The following is a 21,792-nucleotide window of genomic DNA, read 5'->3' on the forward strand; positions in this document are numbered from 1 at the left end:
ACTTATATGAACAAACTATTCTTCTTTTCTATAATCATACTAACTATCCTTTCTTCTTGCAATAATTATAGACCTGCACTATTAACATCAACTCAGATTTTTAACGAAGGTCAGGTACCTTTCAAACAGTGCCACGCCTCTACCATCGAACAAATTGGAAAAGATAGCCTAATTGCCGCCTGGTTTGGAGGTACACATGAATCCAATCCCGATGTTGTGATCTGGACTTCACATTATATTAATGGCAAATGGCAGACCCCTGTGCAAGTTGCCGATGGAGTTCTTGGAGACAAACGCTATCCAACATGGAACCCTGTATTTTATCAACATCCAGCATCGGACAGCCTATATCTTTATTATAAAATAGGACCTAATCCTCGAGAATGGAAAGGTTATTACAAATATTCGCTAGATAAAGGCTATACATGGTCAACAGCCAAAGCATTACCCCAAAACATTTTAGGTCCCATCAAAAACAAACCCATCACCCTAAAAAATGGTACTATCCTTTCCCCTTCAAGCACCGAGTCAAAAGACGAAATTTGGAAAGCTCATTTAGAGATCAGCGCAGATAGAGGTAAAACGTGGTCAATTGTTAACATTAACCATGATAGCCCCATTCAGGTGATCCAACCGAGTGTTGTACAACATGCAGATGGAAAAATTCAAGTCCTGTGTCGCAGTAAAGAGAATAAAGTCATGAGCTCCTTTTCCAACGATAACGGAAAGACTTGGCAACCTTGGCAAGCTACAAATCTGCTTAATCCAAATGCGGCAACAGACGCAATACGTCTAAACAATGGAAAATTTATGATCGTTTATAATCCCGATCTTGCCGGAAAAGATTGGTGGGAAGGACGTACGAAACTACGCGTGGCATTATCTAAAGACGGTCTGAATTGGAAAGATGCATTGATCTTAGAAGATGGTAAAAAGGGGGATGAATACTCCTACCCGACAATAATACAAGATGATGATGGTTTGATACATATTACCTATACCTGGAATAGAAAGAATATTAAACACATTGTATTAAAATAAAATTGGGGCTGTCAATAATAGACAGCCCCAATTTTATTTTACATCCTAAACGAGTAGGATCATTAAAGATGCAAGTATAGTATACTTTCCGAGTGTATTATTTTTCCTACAAATAGTCCTTCTTCAATTCCAATGTACCTTCCAGTCGCACATCATCAGATCCTGCACCAATCAGTAATTTAAATTTTCCCTTCTCAGTTTTCCACCGGTTATCCACAGCCCAAAGCTTCAGATCCTCTTTAGTCAATTGAAAAGTGACCCTTTCACGCTTACCAGCCCCAATAGACTTACGTTCAAATCGTTTCAATTGTTTGATAGCTGTAACTACTGAACTAACCTCATCCACAACATAAAGCTGAGCCACCTCATCACCGTTTAACAGTCCTTTGTTTTCCACATCAAAAGCAACCGTACAAGCAAAATCGTCTGCACTTTCCTTCACATCAACAACAAGATTAGCATATTCAAATTTACTGTAGCTCAAACCATGGCCAAAAGCATATAAAGGCTTAGCCGACATCTCCACATAATCATGATGTTTAGGTTTATTATGATTATAATGTACTGGCAACTGTCCTACAGAACGAGGTACTGAAATCGGCATGCGTCCAGCAGGATTATAATCTCCAAACAGCACATCAGCTATCGCAAGTCCACCCTCCTGCCCAGGGTACCATGCATTCACAATAGCGGGGATATGTGCAGCTGCCCAATTCAAATTCAAAGGTCTTCCCATGATGGTCACAAGCACAATAGGTTTACCTGTTTTCTCCAAAGCCTGCAATAACTGCAACTGATGCCCCATCATATCCAAAGAGACACGATCAAAACCCTCACCACTTTCCATATCACTAACTGCATTGATATCGACATTTGCGGCACCTGTAGCTTGATAAGTTGTTTTAAAATCACGGGCACTAGAACCACCCAATACCACAACAACCACATCCGACAGCTTCGCCGCCGCAACCGCATCTTGTATATTACTATTAAGCGTATCACGGATAGCACAGCCCTTCACGTAATCAATCTGTGTCCCCTTACCTACCGCAGCACGGATACCAGCCAATACTGTTTTCACTTTACCATCAGCCTGCGGAGCAGTATAGTCTCCTAATTGATTATAGGCATTATCCGCATTAGGACCAACAACTGCAATACGTTTAACCGTTTTCTTCAGAGGCAATAAGTCTCCTTCATTTTTAAGCAATACGATAGACTCCTGAGCTACTTTACGTGCTATAGTCACATTTTCAACAGTAGCTACCTTTTTTGCAACCAGTTTTTCATCCACAAAAGGACGGTCAAATAAACCCAGATTAAATTTCATACGCAGTACACGTGCCACAGCAGTATCAAGAACTGAAGTTTCTACAAGACCGCTATTGACCGCCTCCAATAAATTAGCACCATATCCTGTACCGCTCAAATCTACATCAAGACCGGCATGTATACTTTGTGAGGCTCCCTCTGCTGCAGTAGAAGCTGTGGCGTGCCCTCCGTTTAATCCAGAAATACTTAATAAATCGGATACGACAAAACCGTTAAATCCCCAATCTTTACGCAATACATCTTTCAGTAGCCAGGGATTTGCAGAGCAAGGAATACCATCAATACTGTTATAAGCCGTCATCACAGAACCTGCTCCTGCGCGAACAGCTTGTTCAAAAGGATACAGATAATGGTGACGCATTGCTCTTTCACCGACAGAAACACCTTCACCATTATGACCACCTTCAGGAACAGCGTAGGCAACAAAGTGTTTAAGTGTACCAATTATTTTATCTTCTTTCCCAATTACATCACCCTGGAAGCCCTTCACCATCGCCCTTCCCATCTGCCCGATTAAGTACGCATCTTCACCATAAGTCTCTTCTGTTCGTGACCACCGTGGATCACGTGCTAGATCCAATACAGGACCATAACCATTTTTTCCACCTACAGCGTAAGTTTCCTTTGCAATCGTAGCCGCCATCTGTTCAATTAAAACTGGATTCCAAGTACTTGCTTGACCAATTGCTGTAGGAAAAACAGTAGCACCGATAGCCATATGACCATGCGGAGCTTCTTCAGATAACAACAAAGGAATACCTAAACGTGTACTATCCAACATATAACGTTGAATCGCATTTGTAGCTCGTGCCGCTTCCACAGGGCTCAAACCATTTAACAGCGTTTTTTGAGTCCACGGATCAGCACGCAAGGTTGCCCAGAGCAGACCAATATGCTGCTGCTGAACTGCTTTTTTCAGTTTTGCACTTACACCGATACCCTTAGCCCTCTTCTCATACATCTCCCAACCCAACAATTTCGACAATTGACCAACTTTCTCCTCCTTAGTCATTCTCCCCAATAGGTCCTGAACTCTTTTCTCTGTCGGAAGTTTACTGTTTTTATAAGCTGGCTGCTGCGCCTGTAAGTTTGGAATCGCTAGAAATAACATTCCACTAAAAAATATACTGCTAAGTTTCATTTAAGATTGTATAAAAGAGACCATCGGTCGGTTTGTAAACCCCTAAATTAACGTTTTAGCATTAGAAATCAGTAATACATCATAATAATATTACTAAAAGTAACAAACATAAAAAAGGACGATTTTGATCGTCCTTTTTTATGACTAATGTAAACGCGTTATAAACGATCCTCTTCCTACCGTAATCTGATAATAACTTGACCAAAAATATCCTTCTCTTTAGAATGGATTATAAAAAATATGAGCTTTTCTCAAGGTCTCTTAAATTTTATAAAGACGAGTAGTCATTTCAAATCTTTCCATATAACGAATAACTCAATCCTTCTCTTTATAACTCAATATTAGGCTCAGAGAAAATTTTGTTTTTTTCAACTCCAGCAGAACGCCTTCACTAATTGGATGCATTCACGCGAATATCAAATTATTGAGCCTTCACCCCTTTAAAATAATATTTCACGGGCCTAACAAAAGCCGCAGGATTATTATTCTGACTCGTTAACACCAGTTTATCCCCATTAACCACTACGGTATAGGAAGAATACTGATCTTGATTTGCAAATTTAATCGTACCCTTTTCTTTATTAAAAGTAAAGCCTGTATTATTCTTATCTTTGAAAATAAACTCCTCAAAAGCTCCTTTATTCGCCTCACAGACTTTCACCCCTTTATCCAGATTCAATTGATTTGACTTTTCCTGAAAGATAAAGCGGTAACTGTTATCCATTTCGCAGTCATCTAGATTATAATCGGTTTCCTTCGCGTTCCCTATAACAGGATGCCACACATATGCCCCCAATCGAACTTGAATATCTTTCGAAAAGTCAGGATCTGGAGTACCACTATCTTTTGCACAGCTACTAATTAAAGCCAGAACAGCAACACCATAAAAAATTTTTTTTGTCATAGTTTATATATCGTTAGTATAAAGATAACGCAAATAAGTGAAGGAGTGCTACAGCTTTACGTAAACATAACATGATAATTCAACTGTTAGGTCTCAAACTTTTATTTTTGTAACTTATCGTCATCCCCCATCATAATCTGATTAATACGGTCTTCCAATACAGATTTATGCCAATCCTCCAGCAGTTTTTTAGTTTTCTCAAGAGCATCCTTTTCCCCTGCTCTCATAATCATAGCCCACTTTTCCCCAAATTCAAAGTAAGCCTGCAATGCTCCTTCCGAATCCGTATATTTAATTAAATACTCCATCATAAACAAATTGGCCCATCGATCAGGATCCAATGGAAAGCACATGTACGCCGCTATATCAACTTTATCAACAAAAGCCTGAATAACATTTTCAGGTGTGAAATTAAAAATATCACAAAATTGTTTAAACTCATCAGTGAGCTTAATATTCTCTAAATTCTTCATATCATTAACTTAAACTGTTATTTTCTAAATAGTTATTTAACCATCCCTGATAATGCGCTTTTCTCTCGTCCACATCTCTACAAAAGAAATAACGCTTATTCAATTCTTGAATTTCCATCATCATTTCTCTGCATGGTACCGAATCTTGAAATTCCTTATCACGTATACTACCGTAACCATCAAATACCCTAATAAATACACCTAAAACTGGGTTATAGATGGATTTATTTAAATGTATTCTCGCTAGATAATCTGGGATCGCCACACATTGCATGATACCATTCAAAAACTGCGTTGCCGAAATACCCGAAACAAGTGATCTAAACATCAAATCTTTATTTAGTGTTATCTTGGTTTCTTCATCCAGATAAATGACATTCTTTATCTCACAATCTTTTGAAAAAAGATCATAAAGTTGATTCGTCAACAGCTTACCCTTCATTCTCCTTTGCGAATAACTGTAGTTTCTGTTCATGGCCAGTTTAATTTGCCTCTGAACTAATTTCACCCCCTTATCGCGCTCTATTGCAGTTAATTCAATATTCAATTTATGTTTATCCTCTTCTTGTTTTGGAATCACATAATCGAAAGATTTAGTTACCAAAGAATACACAGATTTGTCATCAAAATGCAGGTCTATGTAAGAAAAATGATTTACATAAAGCTGTAAAAAGTCAGCCACTTTAATACCAAAAAGCTGACAAGCGAGTTGAAAACTTTTTGGTATAGCAATAGCCTCTGAATCCACATTTTTCATAGATTATTAGTTTAAAAAATAATAACTTCCGTTTATTTATGCAGGCTATACCGATAACTATAGCTATTTGCTTTGCTTCTTTTTAGAGGAGCAGTTCCCTTCCTACCCCAGAGCAAATCCAACTCTCTCTTAAAATAAATAACAGGAATCTTATAATCCTCCAAATGGCCGTCAAGGCAATCCTTGATTTGTCTAGCTGTCCTAGGTCTTTTAAAATAATCGGTGGACAATATCGCTTCAAAAAATGTTTGGCATACCCCCCGTTCAAATGAACTTGGACTTTCAGCATCTTCAATTCTTTTGATATTTAGATTTTCCATTAATCTAAAAAAAGAAATGCTTTCAACTGCATTAATAAAATAATCCATTTGGTAGTATCTCACCCCATTCTCCACCCAGACCCCAAGTTCAAACTCATAACTGGTTTTGTCATCATAAGATTCAAAACTTAGCTCCTTTTTTTCAAAAACCCAAGTTAGGTGAGTCATCAATTCTAGATTACTCATAGATATCTTAAACCGCTCTAATTGATATACAAAGTCATCATCCTGTCCTAATAAGAATGAAAGCTCTTCAGGACTGTAATCGCAACTTATTCGATGCAACAGCAAAAAATAGATCGAACTTGCATACTTCATCGTTGAAGAAAAACGATGCTTCTCCTTGTCACTTTTAAATAATTCTATCATATTAAATCACTCTTATTTCACAGAACTAAAACAATAACGATCATCTACAATGCGCACCACTATTTTTCCCTGCTGAATCATTTGATATAAGCAGTTTTTCAAGTGTCTCGGGTAAATGATCAATTTCGACAAACCCGTATGCCGCACATTTTGAAATAATTCCCATGACGATTTCCCTTCTTCAAATTCCCCTCTCGAGAACAATCCTTCCAATCTAGAGCGCACATGAATCATGGCATCAGACTCCAGTAGAAGATTAATTTCCGGCTTCCATTCTTCTAGAGAAAGCAAAGGAGTAGCAGGTTTATCTTTACCCCGCTGAAACGTCCAGCCTAATTCGATTTTATAATACCATTTAATCTCATCTTCGACTACTTTAACACGAACAATACGCTCTGTAGAACCTTCGTACGGTTCCCTAAAAAATTCCATCGGCACAACTTCCGAACAAGCATAAATGCGATCCAGTAAAATAGATTGAGATAATAAAAATTTAGAAACCTCAAATAATTTTTCAAAATCCAGATAAGCATGATCAGGCTTACCTAATAAAAAAGAAAGATCCTGAGGACTCCACCCTAACTTTAGTCTCCGATTAAAGTATGTATACCACAATTGAAAATCGTGCGAATACATCATTCCTGAATAGGAACTCTTAATCATCATATCACTTTTCATAGTTTAAGTTTATAATAGTTATTCAAATAATTTCAGCAGGTCATCTTTACTCAACGATTTCATCAGATTCGCTTCATCCAAAATCAATCCGTCAGCCACACTCCTTTTACTCGCCTGCATCTCCAAGATCCTTTCTTCCACCGTATCCTTACACACGATTTTGTAAGCCATCACATGTTTATCCTGACCGATGCGGTAACAACGGTCTATCGCTTGCGCCTCTGCGGCAGGATTCCACCAAGGATCCAAAATATAGACATAGTCCGCCGCCGTCAGGTTCAACCCCGTACCACCAGCTTTTAAGCTGATCAAAAAGATCCGGCAATCATCCTCATTGTGAAACCTTTCCACCGCCTTCTGCCGATCCACCTGATTCAATTTACCATCCAAATACGCATAGTCTATACCCCTTTCAGCGATTCGTTTTCCCACCAATTGCAACAAAGACGTATAAAAAGAAAACAATAAAACCTTATGCTCTGGCACAACCTCATCCAAAATTTCATCGATATAATCCAATTTCACTGAAGAACTCGTTAACATCTCCCCTTTAATCAAGCTCGGAGAATTACAGATCTGCCGCAATTTACTGAGCGCCTCAATAGCCAAAAACTTAGACTTCGATGCATCTTTTCCTTTTAGATTCTCTTTCAATTCCCCCTTAAAAAGTTTCCGATATCGATCATAAACCTTCCTTTGGTCAGGAAGCATATCCATATAAAGAACAGTTTCTGTTTTTTCAGGAAGATCAAGAGCCACTTGTTTTTTAGTGCGGCGAAGTATAAAAGGTGCGATCACCTTTTGAAGGCTTCCCACAGTTTCCTGTACAAGGTTTTCATCCTTAACACCTTTATACGTTTTATTAAAATTTCGATAATTACCAAAAAAACCAGGATTGACCAGCATCATTTGTGAATAGATATCCTGAATCCCATTTTCAATAGGCGTACCCGTCATCGCGATCCGATAAGATGCTTTTATCTCAGACAAACATTCAAAACGCTTTGAATTCCGATTCTTCACAGCCTGCGACTCATCCATAACCAGATAGCTAAACGTCGTCATTTCAAACTCTTCCACATCCGTCATCAACGTACCGTATGTCGTCAACAAGACAGTCCCCGCTTCTAACTCCGCAACAGGCGCTCGTAACTTCCCATGATAAACTCGAACCAGACGGTTCGGCGCAAATTTTTGATATTCCTGCTCCCAGTTAAACAACAACGTATTGGGCAATACAATAAGAGAAGGAGCACCTTGAGGATTTGCATGATAATAATACTCTAGCAAAGTAATTACCTGCAGGGTCTTACCCAATCCCATATCATCCGCTAAAAGACCACCCCAACCAAACTCATTCAAAAAAGCCATCCAGCTGAATCCAACCTGTTGATAAGGGCGCAATGTCGCCAACACAGTATCAGGAACATTCAGCAAAGGAATCTCATCCATATTCATCAATTTCTCCCGACGTTCTCGGATGCTCCCTTGAATAATTTTAGCATCTATCTTTTCCAAATTAGGCTGTAGCGAAATAAGCTGTACCGTATTGAGCACTAAGCTGTCTTCATCCCGAACCGAACTTAAAAATAAAGGCTTATAGAGATGTCGAACCTCTTTCGTTATAATTCCATAAGAAGAATCGGGCAATCGAAATACTTGCTGTCCCTCCATAATCAGATCTTCAAAATCAGAGATTGTCATAGCCTGATTGCCAAATTTAGGAGCCAACAAAATTGCACATTGATTATTTTCAAAATGAATATTCCGTACCGTACAATTGAGCTGATGTTGATAATAGGAAGTACCAACTTGAAGTTCCTCAAGTACAATCAAGATACCCTCCGACTTACACTTATCAATAAAATCATGTAACCAACTACGATGCTGAAGTAAATCAATCGGGATAAACCAGTTACTATCAGCCGTAGATGATGCCAAAGAGGGATGCTGTTGCAAAATAAAACTTCGAAATTCCTCCTCTTGTATCTTGTCGCGCATAAAATAAGTAAAGTCTTCCTGTTTCGGTGCAATTACCAAATTAGCATCCCATTTCAGTGGAAAAGTTCCTATATTTTCATATACAACATGTGCCTCCAGATGAAGAAAGTTATCTAGCTCACGAATCGTCAGCATCCGCTTAAACGCAGGATCGTAGAGAACATGTCTCCTCTTTATTTCCTGATGAGAGTGAATCTCAAGAGAGCAAGATTTACTCAACGGAACAACCAAATCCGTCAAAAAATCAGCGTACTGCTCCGGCAGAGCCGTGACAGTAAAGTCAAAAGCCCGAAAGCGGCGCAACAGATATTCCATTTCAAGATTATCGATAAAAAGCACCTGAGCATCACTGATTTTTAAGAAGTAACAGTTTTTAAAATCAAGAAAAGTAGGTTCTTCGAGAAGAATACCATCTACATATACCTCCACGACGAGCTTTTGATAAACGACTTCATCATAAAGATGTGCTTTTATTGTTAATCGATCTGCTGCCAGCAAAACCTGAGAACTATGTAGGCCGTAAGTTCTACTTAAATTGATCTGATAAGCATATTGATATGATCGATTTGTACTGACGAAATTAAGGTTAATATTAAATATTGGATCCGATAATAGATCGCGCCAGACCTGCAGTATCTGTTGTTGGTTCTTACGATAATGACTATAAAAATCTAAACTACCTAGATTCTTTTCTTTAAAAGCCTTATCAGCCAGAATAAGAGAGACAATTCTTTTGCAGAAACGCTCTAGGTATCCATCTTTTGGGCTCAAGAAAAGTACGGTCTGTAATTCATCAAACAAATAACTCTTTGTAAAAGAATCGGAATTCGGACTCCTGGATTTAAATGGAAAAACAACAGGGATTCCAAAAGCCAAAAAATTGAGCGGAACAAAAAACTTAACGTTATCACTCTTCTCCGCTGGCATGTCCGCGATAATATGACTATCTGGAATCTGGATTCTTTGTTCATCATTCGACGACTGTCCCATTACTTTAAACATCCTACCATATGTAGTATGGTTGCATATCTTTAAATTGATACTACCGTAAAAATCTTCTATTTCAAAATGTAGCATCTTGAGTTGCCACGGTAAGAGTTCGTCCAGAACTTTGGGATAAAGCCCTTTAAAGTAAAGATCCCTACTATCTGGTATTTTGTCGTAAAGAAAACGGGCTTCATGTGTACAAAGTCCCTTTGCCTTTTTCCCACAACTACAATTAACTTCAAGATAATCACGACTTACTTTAATCTGAACAACCTCCTCCACACCAGGTTTACGAATCTCAAAATGTGGAGGTATACCATTTACATGAACTGTTATCCGCCCGGAATAATCGATCCCAAAAGACTTCCTTTTACAAAACTGTAAAAGATATTCTCTTCCCATTTTAAAAGGATCTCCATCCTCCCAAGGAATCTGAAAAGGTTCTGATGACTTCCGTTTAGGCAAAGCAGTGGCTAAGGAGAGCTCTTGGCTATCCTGTACTTTATTAATTCCCATAAATTTATTGTTTGTTGTTTATTCCCTAGCTAACTTGCTCAATACGCTGTTCTATAGATTGAACGACGGCTTTTAACAGTCGTTCATACAATTCAACCACAGCACCAGCGCGCGTTATGATTAAATTTTTATGCTGATCATCCATATCCATTGCTGCACTTTTCCACCAGATCTCCTGAGGTTTTAAAATGATGGAAAGAATCAACATATCGAGTTCATTATCATTCAGAATACCCTGTATTACATCGGTACTGGCAATAGCAGACCACTCCATGAGATCCAATAAATCAGTATTTTTAGGAATATATCCGACAGCACATCGCAGATAGGTCTGTATACCGATACTGTACAATTCGCGCAATAGCAACAAAGCGGTGTCTGCCATCAATAGAGGAGAGTTTGTCATCGTTAATAATAGGTTACGCATGACAACAACAGCGTTTTCCGATATGATTTTAATTTTCTGAAATTTTGCAGTCCAATCTATTACCCTAGGTACCAATTGAGAATTGAAAGTGGACTTTTGCCTCAAAATCCAAGACTTCTGCCAGACAATGCTCACAAACCGGCCTCCAAGAGTCAACTGCTTTTCCACATAAGGCAAATCAAGAAATACAACCGAAGCGCGAACATCACCCACTTTCCTAATCTGAAATGTATATGGTGAGTTCCGTTTAGTAAGTACCACCAGAAAAAGTTCAACTTTGATACCATTCTCCTCTTCATCAACACCCTCTTGAAAAGGATTACCATGTGATAAGCCTTCCGTTTGATAGTTGACCAATAAGATCTGTTCTGGATGACAGCCTGAATACAACTTATCAAGAAGTAAATTAGCATCATCCTTATATTTTTGTGGCCATGGAAAACCTGAAAAATTTTCCAATGTAGCAGGCCCTGAAACTATTGGATGAGATTTTTTAGCCATAATAGCAACAGTATCTTTAGCTACCGATACAGCAGCTGCACGATCACTCTTCTCCTTAATATATACCGCTACGCCATTCCAAATATAATCAACCATACTATCCAAAGCCTGACCAAATGCCTGACAATGCGCCAGTAAAAACTCAAATTCCTCTTCTAAAATATCGAGACGATCCTTTTTCTTCAAATAACTATGACAAGTATCCAATAACCGCAACAAAGGTGTACTATGGGCATCATAAGTAAAAATCTTAAAAAGTCCAGGTAAAGTGCCCCGCATCAGTTTAAGAATATGCTCCAGATTTTGTGCTTTACCAATCGTTACACCCGCCATGGTTTGAAATCCTTTTAACCGCAACACAATAAACTGATGCAACATGGCAGTTGCTTGAAAATAATCCGTTTTAGATTGAAAATTGTAACATGCGAACATAAATTCATCGGCTAAATTTTTGCCTTTAGCATAGTCTACATGAGACATTTCCATTAAACTGATCACGAGCTTACCCCCTAAAATGGGGCGCTTTTTGCTGTCTGCCTGATAAAGCAGGTGTGCAGGCAAAGAAGCATACGTAAAATAAAGGCTTCCTTTTTTCAACTGATTACTCCACTCCCCTGTCCAGATCACATGGAATGGAATATCGGGCATATCGGCCATACAGAGGCGGATAATAGGTTCAATACTTTGAACAGAGATACCCTTTATAGGATTAACAACTAATAAAAGATGTGGACTTTCGACGCTATCATTGAGAAAATTAAACAAAAAAATACGATCTAAATCAATCCGCTGAACCAATCGATCGACCAATAATTGGGTGTTAAGTTGCATAATTAGAGATTTAATAATAAATAATTAGTATAGATTTAATATACAAATATATATTAAATATTGTAATTTAAAATTATTTGTATAAAATATCTATACAAAAGATATGAATTACAATAACATCTATACTTTACAGCTACATAGTTCAGCTTTGGCTTTACAGAGATTCACCAGAATCTTTACGACTCACAGATGATCAACAGGCTAAATAAGCAAGTGTATCGGGCACTCCAATCCAATCCCGATCAATTGTCCGGAAATATGTCTATGGAACGCGCAATTCTCAAACGGTTAGTTGGATTTCAATTCAATGAAAAAAATCATTTGGAAGACTACTTATAACTTGATCCGGAGCCCTTCTTGGATAAAGATGAACAATTCACCATACGGTTCCACGAATTTGATGTGCTAAAAGCGATTTAGGATGACAAAAGATTGTCTGAATTACCTGATTAGTTTTATAGATAATCAAGTTAGAACGGGAACATCCTAATACCATATGATAACTAATACCAATTTTTAACCAATTTTTAGACAGTAATGAGTCATTATTGATACAGTCTACACTCAGTGATCACTCAGTGATCACTGAGCAAGCACTGAACAAACACTGAACAAGTAATGTTAAAAGACATAATCTGGTAATCATCTGATCTTCGTTTGCTCCCTAAAAATTAAAAGAGAGGAACCTACGTTTGTGTAACGGTGCGTTTTCAATTTAAATAAAATGTGCTCAGGTAAAAATCGGAAATAGTTATTATCCTATTAGACAAGAAGTAAGAAACAAAAAAAGCAAATCTATACTCCTAAATGCCCATACAACAGTAGGCAAAATCATCTATCACTAGCCCTACGTAAGATTTTTTTCACTATATTAGTAAGACATAAGAACTACAACCTTTATGCTACACAATGTGAAAAGAATTTCAATTACTTTTTCTTTATTATTAACGTTAACATTCACGGTTTTTGCCCAGGAAAATCCTAAAACCAAATGGTTTAGTCATGATCGCTTCGGGATGTTTATACACTGGGGGCTATACAGTGGTGCAGAAGGATTGTGGAAAGGCGAAAAACTACGCTATATCAACAATTACGCAGAATGGCTCCGCTATCGAAACCGGGTTTCTAAAGATGAATATGGTGAGTTAGCGAAACGCTTCGTATGGGATCAGATCAATCCTGAAGAATGGGTACTGCTTGCTAAAAAAGCAGGCATGAAATATATCATCATGACTACAAAACACCATGACGGTGTAGCCATCTGGGATACCAAAATTGGGAATTATAGTCTTAGCAAATTAAGTGGGAGCAATCGGGATATCATCAAAGAATTAGCTGCGGCATGTAAAAAACATAACATGAAGCTAGGTTTTTATTATTCACATTGGATTGACTGGGAACACCCATATGCCTGGGATCATAATCAGGAACTCACAGGACATGTCACCGACACCCAGTACAATCAGTATTGGCAGGAAAAAGTAATACCACAATTACGTGAACTTTTAACAAACTATGGCGATATCGCACTTATGTGGTTTGATATGTGGATTCCGTATCAAAAATCAATAATTAAAAAAGAACAGCTTGAACAGGTTGTGGAGCTTATTCATACCTTACAGCCCAACTGCCTGATTAATTCAAGACTAGGTTTACCTACGGATGAGAAAAATATTGATTTTGAAACCTTCGGCGATAATCAATTTGGAACCTCATACATTCAACATCCGTGGGAAACACCAGGTACTATTGCACATTCGTGGGGCTACAACGGTCAAGAAAATGAATGGAAATCAACCAGTCAGATCTTCAATTCGCTGATTTCAAATGTTAGCCTAAACGGTGGATTTACCTTAAATATTGGACCTCGTGCAGATGGTACTGTACCTTATGAAAGTGTATCAAGACTTGAAGATATCGGTAAATGGCTCAATAAACATGGAGAAAGTATCTATGGGGCAACTGGTCTAGATCTAAGAGCCAACCAGCATGATTGGGGGTATTTAACAACCAAAACTACAGGAAAACAAACAAATGTATATGCTCAGGTGTTTAATTGGCCACTGGATCGCGTGTTGCGGATATCAGGAATTAAAACTAAACCGGAACAGATATCCATTCAAGGTACGACAGATCATCAGAACTTAAAATTTGAACAAATTGGTGGCATCCTGCATGTAAATCTTCCCAATAAGCAAACAGACAACTATGTATCTACCATAGTAATCCATTACAATGAACCATTGCAACTGGATAAAGATATCGTTGCTGAGTCCACTTTTGGTGGTTTTGCTTTAAATAGTACTAATGCACAAAACAGAGAACAATTAAAAGTAATTCGTTATGACGGAAAAAAACCTAACCATATTCAAACAGCTGGAGAAAACATTGTCTGGGAGATAGATTTTCCTGAAGTAGGAACTTATAAAATAGATGTATCTGCACATAATCCTAATACAGATCCGGTAGAAATTAAGGTTCAAACAAGCAATCAAACAGCTTCAGGAAAACTAACACCAAATGGAAAAATGGTAGTAGAACCGAACGAGAATAATTACACCGATGAGTTTGTGAACACTTCCATAGGTACATTTCATATTCGTCAAACAGGTAAACAAAAGATCACGTTCCAGACAGGTGGAAATCAACAACTTTGGTTAAACAGTATTTGGTTAGAAAAAATTAAATAAATATGGGTTATGTATAGCATATAAGGCCATTAATATACATTTGAATATGCAGTTTTGCTATTAAATTTCAAGAAAATGTGCACATTTGCATGCATCAACATTAGAAAAACAGGTTTTCTCAACTAGAATTGCGAATGAAATTTCACAATCAAGCATTGGACAAACAAAATATACTTCTAGAAACTTTAGGTTTTGAAGGATTAGTTGCGCTTGATTGTGAAGGGCATATTTTGGCATTAAATAATCAGGCGAAATCCTTATTACCTTATGACAAAATAGCACATAAAAAAATACATGAGGCGTTGGTCTTCTACAGCAAAGAAAGTCAACATCCGATACATCCCAATGAATTATCATTTTTTAGGACATTGGAGACTGGTGCGGTTCAGCGTGATATGATCTACGGTATCACAACAGAAGACAATACGTTTATCTGGCTTTCTTTTAGCTCTAAATTAATACCTGATAGACCTGATATCCACATGCTCATCAGCATTCAGGATGTTTCCCCACTCGTCAATGAAAACAAAAAATTACTAGATAGAAAACAAGAACTTCAACTTTTAATAACATCGCTCGATGATATTGTCTTTGAAGTAACTAAAGAAGGAGTTTTCAAAAACTATTGGACCAGCGAACCTGATTTATTATTTTATGAACCAGAGCAATTTTTGAACAAAAATATTGCAGATCTATTTCCTTCGGAAATGACCGAAAAAACATTACCATTGATCAATAAGGCATTAACCTATAACAAGGTTTATCATATGGAATTTCCTTCTCCTTTTGATACGCATAAAGGTAGATGGTTCAAATTAAAAATTAAACCCATACATAAAGCAAAAGATCGTGTAGCAGTTGTTGTCTCCGATATTTCCCAAAAAATTAAATCGCTTGAGAAAATTAGATATAATCAACATAAATTCAATCAAGCTTTTCATTTCTCCGGATTAGGGGTATCATTGACAAGTATTCAAGGTTATTGCCTTGATGCAAATAAAATGCTCACTAAAATTTTAGGTTTTTCGCAAGATGAACTATCCTGCACCAACTTTTTTGATTACACACATCCTGACGATATCGATAATGATTATAAGCAACGTCAACGATTGTTAAAAGGAGAAATAGACAGCTTCATGTTAGAAAAGCGGTACCGCCATCAACTCGGCCACTATGTATGGTGTTCAGTAACCACCTCGGCAGTACATAATCAGTGTAATGAAGTATCTTTTTTTATTGTTCAGCTACAGGACATATCGGAATGTAAAAAGAATCTTGAAATTTTAGAAAGGCAAAAAAAGGAAATCGAAATTGTCAAGATAGATCTGGAAACTAAAGTGCGCCAGTTGGAAGAGTTTAATCATATTGTAGCCCATAATTTAAGAGAGCCCGTAAGCAATATCCATATGCTCATCGATGAACTGAAAGATGAAAACAGAAAAGAAGTTAACAAAGAATATTTTAGACTACTGAAAAGTAGTAACAACAGTCTAACAGATACGTTGCAAGAGCTATCAGAGATATTAGAAATTAGTCAAAATAGAAACATAGAAAAGGTGAACTGTCATTTGCCTACAATTTTTAAAAAGGTATATGATCAATTTTTAGCAGAGATATATAGTAAAAAAGTGATCCTGACAACAGATTTTGAGATTGAGTATTTGCAATACTCTAGAATATATCTCGAAAGTATTATTTATAATCTGCTTAGCAATGCACTAAAATACACCGTTCCCCGTGTTCAGCCACAAATTCATATCAGAACATATCAACAGAATAATTCAACCTTACTGAGCATCCAAGATAATGGAATAGGCATTGACCTACCCAAATTCAAATCGCAAATCTTTATGTTTAGAAAAGTTTTTCATCGTGGCTTTGATAGCAAAGGCCTAGGTTTATTCATCACACGCTATCAGATCGAATCTTTGGGAGGCAAGATCGATGTTATTAGCAAGCCAAATAACGGCACTACTTTTTTAGTAAATTTTTTAGAAAACAACTAAATGGGATCAACCAATACTATAAAAATAAGAACAGTCACCCTTGTCGATGATAATGCTATTTTACGCGTTATTTTCAGCAACATGATTAAGAGTTTTCCAGACTTTCCGATACAGATCAACTTATTTGAAAATGCGCTAGATGCATTAGAGTATTTTGAAAATAAAAAGGAAAATCTCGATCCTTCTTCAGAAATAATATTTGTCGATATTAACATGCCCTTTATGACAGGTTGGGAAATGATGGATAAATTAGAAGAGTTTGGTCATGACTTTTTAAATCTTTTGAACATTTATATCATAAGTTCATCAACAAGCAGGACCGATCGGGAACAAATTCAAGACTATCCATTCATTGATGGATACATTTTGAAACCCATAGATAAACTTAAATTGTATGAATTGATCCGCAAACTCAATAATGAAGCATAACATGATGCTATTTATTTAATCTTGCATCCGACAAATTAAAAGAGCTACTTTATGAATCTGTCTGTATTCAGATCCTAAAGTAGCTCTTTAGCATATTTCAATAGGTATGATAAATACTAATATACCGACAGCTCATCCACAAATAACCAAGCCGGCGAACCCGCACCACCAGATCCTGCAGGAATCTTATTCAGATGTTGCACTTCAACTTTAACAAATTTAGCAGTCTGCTTTTCAAACGACAATTTGATGGTCCCTTTAGATACGGCGATCACTTCTTTTCCCACCTCTTTTACTAAAGTAAAATTTTGATTATCCTGGGAAACATAAACTTTAACCGCTTGCGGATAGTATATCCAACTCGCATTTTGATCAACGACATTCAGTTCCACATTTGAAAATGAAACTGGCTCAGCCATATCAATCGTAGCCACTAAATCTTTACCATTAAATCCTAACCAGTTTTTCTTAAAATACTGCTTATTGCCATAAACACCATCAACCAATGTTGCTGCACCGTTCGCTTGATATGCTTCATTTGGCTCATGCAACAATTGAACAGATTTCCCCGTAGATTTACTGATTACAAAATCCTGCTTCAATACTGAACCGACCATACGCGCATCACTAAAATTTGCGGCATTGATGGTCATTGTTCTATCCACTACAACAGGCTCTTTATAAACGGCACTTTGAACAGTCGGTGCTGTTCCATCTGTAGTATAGCGAATCGTATTGTCATTTTTGATTGTTGATAATTCATAATACATCTTTCCGTCTCTGGAAACGATATTACCATTCAATTCAAAAATAGCTTTACTATAATTGATTTTTTTTCTGTCCAGATAAGTAAACTCATGAATCACCCTGTTTTCGAAAGATTTATACGCTTCCGGTTTTGATGTTCCCCATGCCACTTCAGACAAAGCCAACAATCGAGGAAACAACATATATTCAACATGTTTAAAATTTGTAATATACTCCGTCCACATATTGGCCTGTGGTCCCAAGATATGCTTTGCTTCTTGCGCATTCAACTCCTTGGGTATCGGGTTGAAGCTATACACTTTATCCAAGCGAAGTTCAGCATTAAAAGCCAACGGTTCAGATTGCGGATTCCCTTGATAATAATCCAGATACATATGACTGACGGGAGTCATGATGGCATCGTGTCCTGTCTTTGCGGCATGAATACCACCTTCAATACCTGTCCAACTCATAACTGTGGCATTTGGAGCCAGACCGCCTTCTAAAATTTCATCCCAGCCGATAATATCTTTACCCTTTGCATTGATGTATTTTTCCATCCGTTTGATGAAATAAGATTGCAACTCGAACTCATCTTTTAATCCTTCTTTTTTAATCATTTCCTGGCAATGTGCACAGGTTTTCCATCTTGTTTTAGGTGCCTCGTCGCCACCGATATGAATATAATGACTTGGAAAAAGTGTAACAACTTCATCGATCACATCTTCCAATAACGCAAAAGTTTCCTCCTTAGGACAATAGATATCATCCATAACACCCCAAGTTGTTCCTACCTGAAAAGGACCTCCTGTACAAGAAAGTTCAGGATATGCAGCCAATGCAGCCTGAGCATGACCTGGCATTTCAATTTCAGGGATTATTTCAATCTGTAGTTTATTTGCATAGGCAACAACATCTTTAATCTGCTCCTGTGTATAAAATCCGCCGTAACGGCCATCTTTAGTTAATTTAGAATCTTTCACATCATCTGTCACTGCACGGTATGCTCCGATAGCGGTAAGTTTCGGATGACTTTTGATTTCAATACGCCATCCTTGGTCATCTGTAAGATGCCAGTGAAACTTATTCATTTTATAACGCGATAAATAATCTAAAAATAATTTCACTTCATCGGCAGTAAAAAAATGTCTGCTGACGTCAAGATGTGCACCACGATAAGTGAACTTCGCATAATCTTTAATTTCCAAAGCAGGAATACTTCCACTAGCTTGGTTCTCCTCCACAAGCTGCAACAAAGTTTGAACAGCATAAAAAGCGGAACTTTCTGTAGAAGCGGCTATGAAGACACCACTAGGACCTATCTTTAATTCATAATAATCATGCTTTTCCGAGACAGTATTGTTGATTTTCTGAAATCGGATTGGTCCCGATTTTTTAAGAGTAACTTTCGTCTGTAATAAGCTTTCTAATTGATTAGCCAAATATTTTGCTTGGGTCTCAAATGCCCCTGCTCCAACGGTTAGATTTCCTTTTAAAGGAAAGGAACCTTGCTTTGATATCTCCAAATGCTGAGGCATCGGTATCAGGTTCTTCTGTGCGAATAAGACAGAAGAATAGAAAAAAATAAAACTTAAAAATAGGATTTTACGCATGATAGTGATTTGGTCTTTCAACAAAAGTAGCATTAATTTTAAAAAATTAAAACGTTATAGCATGCCCGTTACATTAAACTAAAAAAGGAGATCATATGATCTCCTTTTCCTATTATATTACATTTTAAATAATCTTAAATTGCTTGCGTTTTGGTTTTCAACCAAGCCTTTTCATCATCATTCAATCTGCCTTCCAGTTTATCATAAACCCATTGGTTATACTGATTCAACCAGTTTATATGTTGCTGATCCAGTAACGTTTTATCAACTAGATCTGTTGCAATATAGCAGATTGTCAATGTTTCAAAATCCATAAACTCTCCGAATATGGAAGAATCAGCATGTTTTGATAAGACAAGATTTTCAATACGGATACCATGTTTTCCCTCACGGTATAACCCCGGTTCAATCGAACTGATCATTCCCGCTTCAATTGCAACATCAATATTTGCGGCATTAAATGTCTGCGGACCTTCGTGCACATTCAAAAAGAAACCAACACCATGACCAGTACCATGGCCATAATTACGTAATGTAGCCCAAATCGGACGACGTGTAATCGCATCAATCTGATAGCCTTTAGATCCTTGCGGATAAATAGCCTGGCTACCTTCTATCGTACCTTTCAATACAATTGTATAATCTTCCTTCTCTTCCTGCGTAATATTTCCCAACGAAACCACACGCGTAATATCTGTTGTTCCTGTCTGATATTGACCTCCCGAATCGACCAATAACAGCCCTGACGTTTTTAAATCGTAATTGCTTTCTTTACTAGCGGAATAATGTGGCAATGCACCGTGGTCTAAATAGCCGGCAATGGTACCAAAACTAATATCATTAAAACCAGGTTGCTCCTCTCTAAACTCTTGTAATCTTGCGGCTATAGAAATCTCAGATTGACCACCGGCAGGCACTGCCGATTCCAGCCATTTAAAGAATTTAGTCATCGCAACACCATCATTGATCATCGTTTCGCGCGTATGTCCAATCTCTACTTCATTTTTAATGGCTTTCAGAGAAGCTGAAGGATTGATTTTCTCAATGATTTTTACGCCAGAAGGAATAGAATCATAAATAGCAAAACAAGTTCTTTTCGGATCAATCAAAATAGATGCTACAGCTAGATTGCTCACTTGTGCATACACTTCCTCATAAGGCTTAACAGTTACACCGGAAGCTTCTAAACTGATAACCGTTTCCGAGTCTAATTTAGCTGTTTCAATATATAAAATAGCTTCATCTGCTGTCACATAAACGAATCCTAAAACAACAGGATTACATGGTACGTCACGTCCGCGGATATTAAGCAACCAAGCTAGATCATCTAAAGAAGAAACCAGATGTGCCTGTGCTCTATTCTTGGCCAATACAGCGCGAACAGCCGCCACTTTAGATTTTGTAGATTGACCTGTTGTCGTATCGGCCAATAAATATGCTTTTGCTAAAGGCAAAGCCGGTCTACCCTCCCACAATGGAGACAATAGATCCACATGACCGTCAACTACAATATCAAGAGGTTTCAAGATTTGTTGAACAGATTGTGCAACTAACAAAGAAGCTAAATTACCGTCAAAAGCAACTTTGGCACCTTTTGTTAAATGCTCGCCTAACCAATCTGCGTACTCCGCATTCCCTTGAACTTTTAATTTCACAAGTTCGAAACCGCTTCCTGCCAACTGTTCATTTGCCTGAACAAAATAACGGGTGTCTGTCCACAGACCAGCAAAATCCTGTGTAATAACTAAAGTACCTGCTGAACCTGTAAACCCTGATGTCCAAGCGATACACTTATAACGATCTGGTAAATATTCACTTATATGCGGATCAGAAGAAGGAATGATATAACCATCAACACCTTGCTCTTTCATCAGACTTCTAATTGCCGTCAATTTTTCTGAATGCGTCATTGTTTCTTTAATTTGATCATGCAAGTTATAAAATTTCAAGAAGTAAACACCTTTTCAAGGGTAACTTTTGACTTTCATATTAAACACTTTTGATCAAACAATAGTATCTTTATGAAAAC

General features: G+C 37.5%; 15 protein-coding genes. 5 read left to right on the forward strand and 10 right to left on the reverse strand.

What is annotated here, in order from left to right; genetic code table 11:
• Positions 1-6 precede the first annotated feature (6 nt).
• Complete coding sequence (locus HCX49_RS23310) at positions 7-1,041, forward strand: sialidase family protein (RefSeq protein WP_168128283.1); 1,035 nt, start codon at positions 7-9, stop codon at positions 1,039-1,041.
• Between the two features lie 106 nt (positions 1,042-1,147).
• On the opposite strand, the gene HCX49_RS23315 is transcribed toward HCX49_RS23310, so the two are convergent.
• The 8 genes from HCX49_RS23315 to HCX49_RS23350 all read right to left on the reverse strand — a co-directional run bounded on the left by HCX49_RS23315 (position 1,148) and on the right by HCX49_RS23350 (position 12,278).
• Positions 1,148-3,514 (reverse strand): glycoside hydrolase family 3 N-terminal domain-containing protein, encoded by a 2,367-nt coding sequence (locus HCX49_RS23315; RefSeq protein WP_168128284.1) that lies wholly within the window; start codon positions 3,512-3,514, stop codon positions 1,148-1,150.
• 421 nt (positions 3,515-3,935) lie between these two features.
• Positions 3,936-4,418, reverse strand: coding sequence for a hypothetical protein (locus HCX49_RS23320; RefSeq protein WP_168128285.1), 483 nt, complete (start codon positions 4,416-4,418; stop codon positions 3,936-3,938).
• A 101-nt stretch (positions 4,419-4,519) separates the two neighbouring features.
• Positions 4,520-4,891, reverse strand: a complete 372-nt coding sequence (locus tag HCX49_RS23325; protein ID WP_132772448.1) for a hypothetical protein — start codon at positions 4,889-4,891, stop codon at positions 4,520-4,522.
• Between the two features lie 4 nt (positions 4,892-4,895).
• Positions 4,896-5,648: a hypothetical protein gene (locus tag HCX49_RS23330; RefSeq protein WP_168128286.1), complete on the reverse strand. Its 753-nt coding sequence runs from the start codon at positions 5,646-5,648 to the stop codon at positions 4,896-4,898.
• A 32-nt stretch (positions 5,649-5,680) separates the two neighbouring features.
• Positions 5,681-6,337 carry a hypothetical protein gene (locus HCX49_RS23335; protein WP_021189872.1) on the reverse strand — a complete coding sequence of 219 codons (657 nt, stop codon included), beginning with the start codon at positions 6,335-6,337 and terminating at the stop codon, positions 5,681-5,683.
• Positions 6,338-6,349: 12 nt separating this feature from the next.
• On the reverse strand, positions 6,350-7,015 hold the full coding sequence (locus HCX49_RS23340; RefSeq protein ID WP_021189871.1) for a hypothetical protein: 666 nt from the start codon (positions 7,013-7,015) through the stop codon (positions 6,350-6,352).
• Between the two features lie 18 nt (positions 7,016-7,033).
• A complete protein-coding gene (locus HCX49_RS23345) occupies positions 7,034-10,519 on the reverse strand; it encodes a DEAD/DEAH box helicase (protein WP_168128287.1) in 3,486 nt (1,161 codons plus the stop codon).
• Positions 10,520-10,544: 25 nt separating this feature from the next.
• Entirely contained in the window at positions 10,545-12,278 is a 1,734-nt protein-coding gene (locus tag HCX49_RS23350) for a hypothetical protein (protein ID WP_168128288.1), read from the reverse strand.
• Positions 12,279-12,467: 189 nt separating this feature from the next.
• Between HCX49_RS23350 and HCX49_RS23355 the strand changes: the two genes are divergently transcribed.
• The 4 genes from HCX49_RS23355 to HCX49_RS23370 all read left to right on the forward strand — a co-directional run bounded on the left by HCX49_RS23355 (position 12,468) and on the right by HCX49_RS23370 (position 17,403).
• On the forward strand, positions 12,468-12,617 hold the full coding sequence (locus HCX49_RS23355) for a hypothetical protein (RefSeq protein ID WP_168128289.1): 150 nt from the start codon (positions 12,468-12,470) through the stop codon (positions 12,615-12,617).
• A 572-nt stretch (positions 12,618-13,189) separates the two neighbouring features.
• Positions 13,190-14,968 (forward strand): alpha-L-fucosidase, encoded by a 1,779-nt coding sequence (locus HCX49_RS23360; RefSeq protein WP_168128290.1) that lies wholly within the window; start codon positions 13,190-13,192, stop codon positions 14,966-14,968.
• 134 nt (positions 14,969-15,102) lie between these two features.
• Positions 15,103-16,974 carry a PAS domain-containing sensor histidine kinase gene (locus HCX49_RS23365; RefSeq protein ID WP_168128291.1) on the forward strand — a complete coding sequence of 624 codons (1,872 nt, stop codon included), beginning with the start codon at positions 15,103-15,105 and terminating at the stop codon, positions 16,972-16,974.
• The gene (locus tag HCX49_RS23370) at positions 16,975-17,403 is read left to right on the forward strand and encodes a response regulator (RefSeq protein ID WP_168128292.1); all 429 of its coding nucleotides are present in this window, start codon (positions 16,975-16,977) and stop codon (positions 17,401-17,403) included. It begins immediately after the preceding gene.
• 116 nt (positions 17,404-17,519) lie between these two features.
• On the opposite strand, the gene HCX49_RS23375 is transcribed toward HCX49_RS23370, so the two are convergent.
• Both HCX49_RS23375 and HCX49_RS23380 read right to left on the reverse strand, forming a co-directional pair.
• A complete protein-coding gene (locus HCX49_RS23375; protein WP_168128293.1) occupies positions 17,520-19,763 on the reverse strand; it encodes a glycoside hydrolase family 20 protein in 2,244 nt (747 codons plus the stop codon).
• 134 nt (positions 19,764-19,897) lie between these two features.
• Complete coding sequence (locus HCX49_RS23380) at positions 19,898-21,673, reverse strand: aminopeptidase P family protein (protein WP_168128294.1); 1,776 nt, start codon at positions 21,671-21,673, stop codon at positions 19,898-19,900.
• Positions 21,674-21,792: the final 119 nt, after the last annotated feature.

The organism is Sphingobacterium sp. B16(2022), from assembly GCF_012030425.1.
In the GTDB taxonomy this organism is placed as follows: domain Bacteria; phylum Bacteroidota; class Bacteroidia; order Sphingobacteriales; family Sphingobacteriaceae; genus Sphingobacterium; species Sphingobacterium anhuiense.

Excerpts from the sequence above, each read along its gene's own strand:
- HCX49_RS23320 (WP_168128285.1), bottom strand. The coding sequence starts at position 4,418 with ATGACAAAAAAAATTTTTTATGGTGTTGCTGTTCTGGCTTTAATTAGT.
- HCX49_RS23325 (WP_132772448.1), bottom strand. The coding sequence starts at position 4,891 with ATGAAGAATTTAGAGAATATTAAGCTCACTGATGAGTTTAAACAATTT.
- HCX49_RS23345 (WP_168128287.1), bottom strand. The coding sequence starts at position 10,519 with ATGGGAATTAATAAAGTACAGGATAGCCAAGAGCTCTCCTTAGCCACT.
- HCX49_RS23365 (WP_168128291.1), top strand. The coding sequence starts at position 15,103 with ATGAAATTTCACAATCAAGCATTGGACAAACAAAATATACTTCTAGAA.
- HCX49_RS23340 (WP_021189871.1), bottom strand. The coding sequence starts at position 7,015 with ATGAAAAGTGATATGATGATTAAGAGTTCCTATTCAGGAATGATGTAT.
- HCX49_RS23350 (WP_168128288.1), bottom strand. The coding sequence starts at position 12,278 with ATGCAACTTAACACCCAATTATTGGTCGATCGATTGGTTCAGCGGATT.
- HCX49_RS23330 (WP_168128286.1), bottom strand. The coding sequence starts at position 5,648 with ATGAAAAATGTGGATTCAGAGGCTATTGCTATACCAAAAAGTTTTCAA.
- HCX49_RS23335 (WP_021189872.1), bottom strand. The coding sequence starts at position 6,337 with ATGATAGAATTATTTAAAAGTGACAAGGAGAAGCATCGTTTTTCTTCA.
- HCX49_RS23355 (WP_168128289.1), top strand. The coding sequence starts at position 12,468 with ATGATCAACAGGCTAAATAAGCAAGTGTATCGGGCACTCCAATCCAAT.
- HCX49_RS23380 (WP_168128294.1), bottom strand. The coding sequence starts at position 21,673 with ATGACGCATTCAGAAAAATTGACGGCAATTAGAAGTCTGATGAAAGAG.
- HCX49_RS23310 (WP_168128283.1), top strand. The coding sequence starts at position 7 with ATGAACAAACTATTCTTCTTTTCTATAATCATACTAACTATCCTTTCT.
- HCX49_RS23370 (WP_168128292.1), top strand. The coding sequence starts at position 16,975 with ATGGGATCAACCAATACTATAAAAATAAGAACAGTCACCCTTGTCGAT.
- HCX49_RS23375 (WP_168128293.1), bottom strand. The coding sequence starts at position 19,763 with ATGCGTAAAATCCTATTTTTAAGTTTTATTTTTTTCTATTCTTCTGTC.
- HCX49_RS23315 (WP_168128284.1), bottom strand. The coding sequence starts at position 3,514 with ATGAAACTTAGCAGTATATTTTTTAGTGGAATGTTATTTCTAGCGATT.